The organism is Wolbachia endosymbiont of Pentalonia nigronervosa (assembly GCF_014534705.1).
Classification (GTDB): domain Bacteria; phylum Pseudomonadota; class Alphaproteobacteria; order Rickettsiales; family Anaplasmataceae; genus Wolbachia.
This window is the reverse complement of record NZ_JACVWV010000062.1, coordinates 1-7,157: the sequence shown is the minus strand read 5'-3', so window position 1 is coordinate 7,157 and position 7,157 is coordinate 1. Positions and strand designations below refer to the sequence as shown.

The 7,157-nt window shown below is 34.7% G+C and carries 4 protein-coding genes and 2 pseudogenes; 1 reads left to right on the top strand and 5 read right to left on the bottom strand.

Annotation, left to right across the window (positions count from 1 at the left end):
• Nucleotides 1-180, top strand: a 180-nt coding sequence (locus tag IC220_RS05645) for a transposase (RefSeq protein ID WP_188152748.1), incomplete at its 5' end; no start/stop codon positions are given.
• A gap of 44 nt (nt 181-224) precedes the next feature.
• Here IC220_RS05645 and IC220_RS07910 read toward each other — a convergent pair.
• From IC220_RS07910 to IC220_RS05625, 5 genes and pseudogenes are all read right to left on the bottom strand, one after another.
• Nucleotides 225-384, bottom strand: a pseudogene (locus tag IC220_RS07910) (Rpn family recombination-promoting nuclease/putative transposase); the annotation flags it as partial.
• Nucleotides 385-392: 8 nt separating this feature from the next.
• The gene (radA, locus tag IC220_RS05640) at nt 393-1,700 is read right to left on the bottom strand and encodes a DNA repair protein RadA (RefSeq protein ID WP_188153534.1); all 1,308 of its coding nucleotides are present in this window, start codon (nt 1,698-1,700) and stop codon (nt 393-395) included.
• Nucleotides 1,697-4,552, bottom strand: coding sequence for a hypothetical protein (locus IC220_RS05635; RefSeq protein ID WP_188153533.1), 2,856 nt, complete (start codon nt 4,550-4,552; stop codon nt 1,697-1,699). The genes radA and IC220_RS05635 overlap by 4 nt, the downstream gene beginning before the upstream one ends.
• Nucleotides 4,533-6,872: a VirB4 family type IV secretion/conjugal transfer ATPase gene (locus tag IC220_RS05630; protein ID WP_188153532.1), complete on the bottom strand. Its 2,340-nt coding sequence runs from the start codon at nt 6,870-6,872 to the stop codon at nt 4,533-4,535. The genes IC220_RS05635 and IC220_RS05630 overlap by 20 nt, the downstream gene beginning before the upstream one ends.
• Nucleotides 6,873-6,908: 36 nt before the next feature.
• Nucleotides 6,909-7,157 (bottom strand): annotated as a pseudogene (locus IC220_RS05625) (hypothetical protein); the annotation flags it as partial.

Here is a 7,157-nt window from a genome sequence, read left to right as displayed (position 1 = left end):
CGTTCCAATAGAAAAACACCAAGAGAATACGATAAAGAGCTTTATAAAGAGAGAAATCTCATCGAAAGAATGTTCAATAAACTCAAGAATTTTCGTAGGGTTGCTACTCGTTATGATAAATTAGCTATTTCTTTCTTATCTTTTGTCCATATTGCTTCTATATATCTTTGGTTAAAATAAATGTCGACACTACCTAACACCATAACTCAATGTTCTAGCACCGCATCTTTCGTGAATTTCGGCAACTCAATAAAAACAAATTGAAAATCTTGTAACATTAGTCTTGGTCTCACGAATAGTATGGGTCGAAAGATACTCAACTTCCTTCAAAAATAGTATACTATTGAAAATCGCAATGAAGAACACTTTTTTCATTATTTTGTATAGAAGATCTACTGACAAAAAATATCTCTTAATTCTCTCACATGGCCGAGCTTTATTATTTCAATATCATGAGAAGAATAATGACCATTTTTGGGCATGATTGCTTTTTTAAATCCTAGTTTTTGTGCTTCTTTTAGCCTGAGGTCAGCATGCGAAATGTTTCTAATTTCACCTGAAAGTGCTACTTCACCACAGATGATTGAAAGTGCAGGTAATGGTAAGTTTACTATACTTGAAATTAGTGAGGCAGCAACAGCAAGGTCAGCTGAAGGTTCTTGTATTCTCAGCCCTCCTGCAATATTTAAGTATACTTCTTTATCATGTAGGAACATTTTGCAACGGGCATTTAGTACTGCAATGATCATAGCCAAACGATTAATATCCCATCCAACCACAGCTCTTCTGGGAGTTGCCATGTTAGTGCCAGCTATTAACGTCTGCACTTCCATCAGAATAGGCCTTGACCCCTCAATTCCGGCAAACACTGCACTGCCTACAACTTCTTTGTCACGATTCATGAGAAATAGCGATGATGGGTTACTGACAGGTGTTAACCCAGCTTCAGACATTTCAAAAACACCAATTTCGTTTGCAGGACCAAATCTATTTTTGATAGTACGCAAAATGCGATATTGATTACTATTGTCACCTTCAAAATATAATACCGTGTCTACCATGTGTTCCAAAGTTTTTGGTCCAGCTATTTGTCCATCTTTAGTAATATGACCAACTATTAAGAGGGAAATACCATATTGCTTAGCAACGATGGTTAACTCATGAGCACAAGCACGTACTTGAGTAACAGTACCTGGTGCTGATGTGATGTTGCTGTCATACATAGTCTGTATAGAGTCGATAATTACAAACTTAACGTTTTTATTGTCTTTTATCGCTGTTATTATGTCGGAAGAAGAAACTGTAGATAATAATTTAATTCCAGGTGTACTTATCTTAAGACGTTTTGCTCGCAAACTTATCTGCTCTAAAGATTCTTCGCCAGAAACATAAAGGCATTCGAAAGAAGAAAGTTGTGCGGCAATCTTAAGCAAAAGAGTTGATTTTCCAACTCCAGGCTCGCCGCCAATTAAAATGCTAGCACCTTGAACAATACCTCCACCAAAAACTCTGTCCAGTTCTTCTATCCCCGTTGAAAAGCGTTTTGGTTCATTGTCGGATGACAGAATTGGTACAGGTAAAATTTTTCTTGTACCAGTTTTTTCTTCAATAACTGTATCCCAACTGTCACATGCAATGCACTTTCCTACCCACCTACCAGTACTATGACCGCAGGCTTGACATACGTATATTGTTTTCATTTAGTGCACGCAAGTTTTTCTGCGACTTTATCTTTAATCATTTCAGCAATTGTAGGATCTAGAGACTTGATGGTCTCATCATTGATATTAATTCCTTTATTTTTATCTTCTAATAAGTCATTGATAGCCTTACTTATCTCGTCCTTGTTAATTTCGTTCCCCATAGGTCTAATAATTACATGTCCTGGTGAACCTTTACTGTAAATGCCTCTACTTTTATCAACACACCCACCTGCTCCATACATATTGCTTTTAAAATCATCACTGCATCGATTGACTGTTTCGTATCTTATTTCGCTAGTGTTAGATATCATATTATATACTATATACGCTGCTTGTTTGTTTTTTCTCATTTCTGGACTTGCAACTTTTATATTTTGAGTTTCTCCTGGTTGTAAGTCCCTATGGACTTTCGTTTCTATCCTTTGCATTCCTTGTCCATACTGTTTGAACCTACCACCACCTGCAGCAGTTACTAATGGTTTACACTTTCCCCCTGAGTTACTGCTACACATTTCTATTATGGTTGGTCCTCCATCCTTATTTGTTATAGACTGTGTTACATTACCACCACCTTCCGTAACAGTTGCTTTAAGGTAAGGATAATTGCTATCAACTTTCAATTTGGCTCTAATGTAGTCACCTGGCATGCCAATTCTATTTTCTTTTGAACGAGCTTGACCAGATATGTGTCCTGCTTCACCACCACCCCATGCTTCTATTTCAACATATTCATATTTTGATAAATCATCAGTGTAGTTACCACTACCTGCAAGATCGAAGCGTTTCTTATATTGATCTTCCTGTTTTGTCTTTATTCCTTGTAAATGTGCCATTACTACTCTATTCAAATCATATGTTAAACCTTTCAAGTTAAATGTACATAACTTATCAGCATAGAAAACTTCAGTTTTATTTGCCCTGATTGGCTTTTCTTCTGGCTTAATATCACCATTGCTTTTCTGTGAAACTTTCAAATAGAACGGCTCACCGGTGTCTTTTTTAACGTATTTCGTTGAGCGAGTATATACACCATTTATCACAACACATCCATCATCTTTTGGCTGACAGTGTCCTTTATATTCTGAATCTATTAACTTATATACTACTTTACAGTTGTGGCTGTTTCTCTTGCCATCTATGTCACTATCTGTTTTCACAATACATAATTCTTTTCCCTCATTATTCGGATCTCTAGGAAGGGTAATATATTCTTTCTTATCAAATACTATTTCATCCAATTTATCCTGAGGTTGTGCTAAAAGATCAAATGTTTCATCACGCGCGAGATAATAAAGGCTCTTTGATTCTTCTGAATAAACAGGAACATATTTAGTGTAGCCGGTATCCATTAATTTCAATCGTATTAATTCTCCCGGTCTTGCAAGCACAAACTCTTCAGGTTTTGGTTGATAGCCAGAAATACAAAGCATGTTATTTCCTTTATCAGTTTCCTTATTTTCTTGATAACTTACTTTAATTTTTGGATATCCTAAATCATCCAACTTGCATTTATTGTTTGCACCAGGGACTTTATCTTCGCATCCTACCTCAATTCTAGGAACGCAACCATAATCTCGCAGTGTTTTAAATCTTGTCTCATTACTTAATATCTTATCTAACGCTGCATCAATGTTATCTTGGCCTTTTTGGGTCATGGCCGGTTTTATTACCTTTAAAGAAAAAGGACCTATATTTGTCTTACGATTGTCATAAATATTAAAAATACAGATACCATTACTGTAGGTACCATAATCTCTACAGATCTTGCTACTCATTCTCATTTTAACTTTCAATGTATTGTTACCTTCTACATTCACTATTTCAGGTTGTGGTACAGATGGAACAGGAAAACAACGCGTAAACTGCAAATTTTTATCATTTATTTCTTGAGTTCCGTAGTACTCAGCACAGAGTTTACTTTTTTCCCTGTAGGTCTTAAAGTAATAAGTAGTATTCTTATGTTTAATATGATGTGGCAGGTCAGTTCTATTTTCTTTATCTGAAATCTCCTTGGGAAAATCTAAACTCTTTACTTCTTTTAATCCAGTAATTATCACCCTAACTTTTGGATCAAAATAATCATTATCATTTGCACTAACTGGCACAATTTTGACCTGCGGAGGTGAAGACTTAAGTTGATCGCAAAATGGTGGAGGTCCAGGTGCAAGAGGAATAGGGGCGCATTTTATCTTTTGCCTTCCATTCTGCCATGTTGAGCAAGTATCACAAATTTTATCCATCTCTCCTGGATAAAAAATATAGTCTCCTGCAAACACTTTAGCGCCCCATGCATTTACTCCGGACATGCATGCTCCTTTTTGGCTACAAGCACATATTTTAGGAGATTTAGCAAATTTTTCTTTTTCTTCTGCAGTTACATCTTTTGCCCACTCCCATTCAAGGCCGCCAGCAAGTGTACTACCAATAGCAACTTTATCTCCTTCCCAATCAATAAAAACTGCTGCAGAAACCCCTGCACCGGATGATTGTGTTCCGTATATTTGTCGACATGATGTGCCATTATAGAGTTCATAACAATTACCTCCTTCATAATCACATACTTTAATCCTGGGATTGAAATATCCTTCAACCCCTTTATCTCTAATAATGTGTGCTGAGATGTATTGTAACTTTTTTGGGTCAAAATCCACATCAAACTCAACTTTACCTCTAAAGAGATCACCGATACCCGAAAAAAAGCCTGCAATGCCTTTGCCTGCTTTGTTTGCTGTAATTTCAAGTTCAGTGTTACCTTTCACATTCCAAGGACAACCATCATCAGCATACCCTTGACATGTAAAGCAACACATTAAGAATACTATTATAAACTTAAGACTTACACTTTTCATAAAACACCGGTAACCACTCATTAACTTCTTCTCCTTTCTCTTGTATTGCCTCATACATATATAGTATAGTTTTTTTATTAGCAGAAAGCACATGCGTCTCTCGCATGTTTTTTAAATCCAAATTTAAAGTTACTAATCCTTTATATTGCTTTATCAAAAATAAACCCTCTTGTGTTGGTGTCTGGAGAATTATATTCAGCTCCTCTTTTGATAAGGAAAACGCCTTCATATATAGTCTATTTGCGTTAACATTAGGCATTAAGATCCTTGTATCAATATGCTTGTCTAAATATTGAGTAAATTTGCTTGCAAATGCTAGATTTAAATTTTCTGTGCTTAAAATTACCACAACATTCAGCTCCGTCATTTTTTTCATCCAATTATCAAATTCTCTCTCTGTAGCAAAAATGCTACTTACCTCCCACGCCCCATCCAATACGAGTATTGCAGGTGATCCATCACATCTTACCTCAAAAGAATATAAAAAATAGTAAAGCATAACGGACATACATTCTTCTTGTGTTGTGAGGTTTGCAGTATTGATAGAGACAATGGTTGCCTGCCAATTGACATCCGATTCATCATCATCTTTAAGCAGATAAGCAAATTCTCCATCGTCAAGCCATTTATCTATGTTTCCTCCAAGAGGTTTTAATACCTCAGAAACTTGTGCAATTGAACGCGATTCTCTCAGTATAGCGAATATGGAATCTACAGCTTCTTTTATCTTTTCATCCATTTCTTCTCTAGCTACCATTCTTTTAATCAACTCGCATAACATGTTGCGGTTCATAGTATTATCTTCGATGTTTAGCGGATTAAACTTTATGCTTTGATCCTTATATTGTGGATCAATTATATAGTACTTGCCACCTACTGATTTAGTGAAAATTATCGATTTTCCGGTATTATCCAATATCATGATTCTTGGATTAAACTTTCTTGATTCAGATAGTAAAAAATTAATCAATGAAGTTCTGCCTGAATTCTGAGATCCAAGTATAGTAGTATGACCATTATTTTTTCTGCCATGAAAATTAAAGAAGTAGGGATTGCCTTTTTTTGAAAAAAAAACCGTTATTGCTTCTTGCCACCTTCCTCCTTTTAACATTCCTGATGTAAAATCATGCAACATAGCAAAACTGCAAGCATATTTTATCAAAATACTTTTTGGTTGTGTGACAAAGGCAAAATTACCAGGAAGTTGCGCCCAGAAATGATTTTCCATATGTAAATCTGTTCTGTATGTCATTAAGCCAATAGTTGACATTGTAGATGATAGTTCATTAATACTTTTAGCTAAATTCTCTCTGCTTTCTGCCAGCAATGTAAAAATGATTTTTTGTTGGCAAAAATTTATCTGGTGATCCTCTTCAAGTTTTAGTATTTCTTCTATTCCTGAATTTCTCAGTAAATTATTATCCTCACTAACCTGCAACATATTAATTTGCCTTTTAAATTCTTTTGTTGTTTTATTAATGAATATCATGACTTCTGTCACAATTAACTCAGAGTCGAGTTGTAAACATCTATCTATGTTGCTTAAAGGAATTTCACGATATTCCTTCATACTAAAGATAGCACCGAATCTTTGTTGCTCTGCAAAAACTGTTTGAAATACGTTAAAACCAAAGGCTATTTTAAGATTTCTCACGTGCTGTGATAGATCGTATTCAGATATTGAATATTCCTTATGTGTGAGTGTAACAATATAGTGAAGAAACTCTATCATTTCAGAATATATTTTATCCTGATGAACCCTTAAACCTAAACTTTTAGCGCCAAAAGGTTCCAAATCACTTGTAATTAAGCTGGCTATTTTCTGTAATTCTTGATGCTTTTTCTGTAAAGATAGCTTGTGCTTGTTTTTTATATGGTTAAAAAACAACGAACTCTTGATACGCCCATCAAAGTTACTAATCAATATGACCACATATAACTCATTGACATACTGTAATTTACTATCAGTAAGTTTACTAAACCAACTGGAATGCAATTGGTCAGAAAAATCTTTAGTTTTATTCCAATGCAAATCAATCGCATCATGTTTTCTCACAGTATGAATCCAAACAGTAAAGTTTGGATTATTGATATTTCTTGATATGCTTTTTCTAATCTCAGTTCTTAAATCACTATAGTTATTAGCGGAAGAATAGTCTTCTAGCTTGATTATTTTTAATAGTTCTCCCTGCTTTGTTAATATAGTTTCTTCATCATAATGGCAAGCATAAGGAATAAAATCCAAGTTAATATTTTCTACTGATGCTGAACTGCTTTTCTTTTCAGTTTTATATTTAACAGTTGGCACTTTTAGTTGCATACAATATACACATGATCCCAATAAAGGCAATTTACCCTAATGGTCCGTTTTATCCTTATTCTTATCACCTTTTTCTGGTTTTACAGTACTAGATTTTAAATCCATATTCTTCACAAAATCAAATTTTCCTTCAAATTTTTCTTTTAAATAAGAAATGGCCCTTTCTGTACCACCAAACATTATAGCCAGCGTACAACATACTACTATAAAAAAAATCATACCTCTAAATATTATAGCAAGTAATACTATCATGATACATAGCCCTATAATTGCTGCAGGACTTAG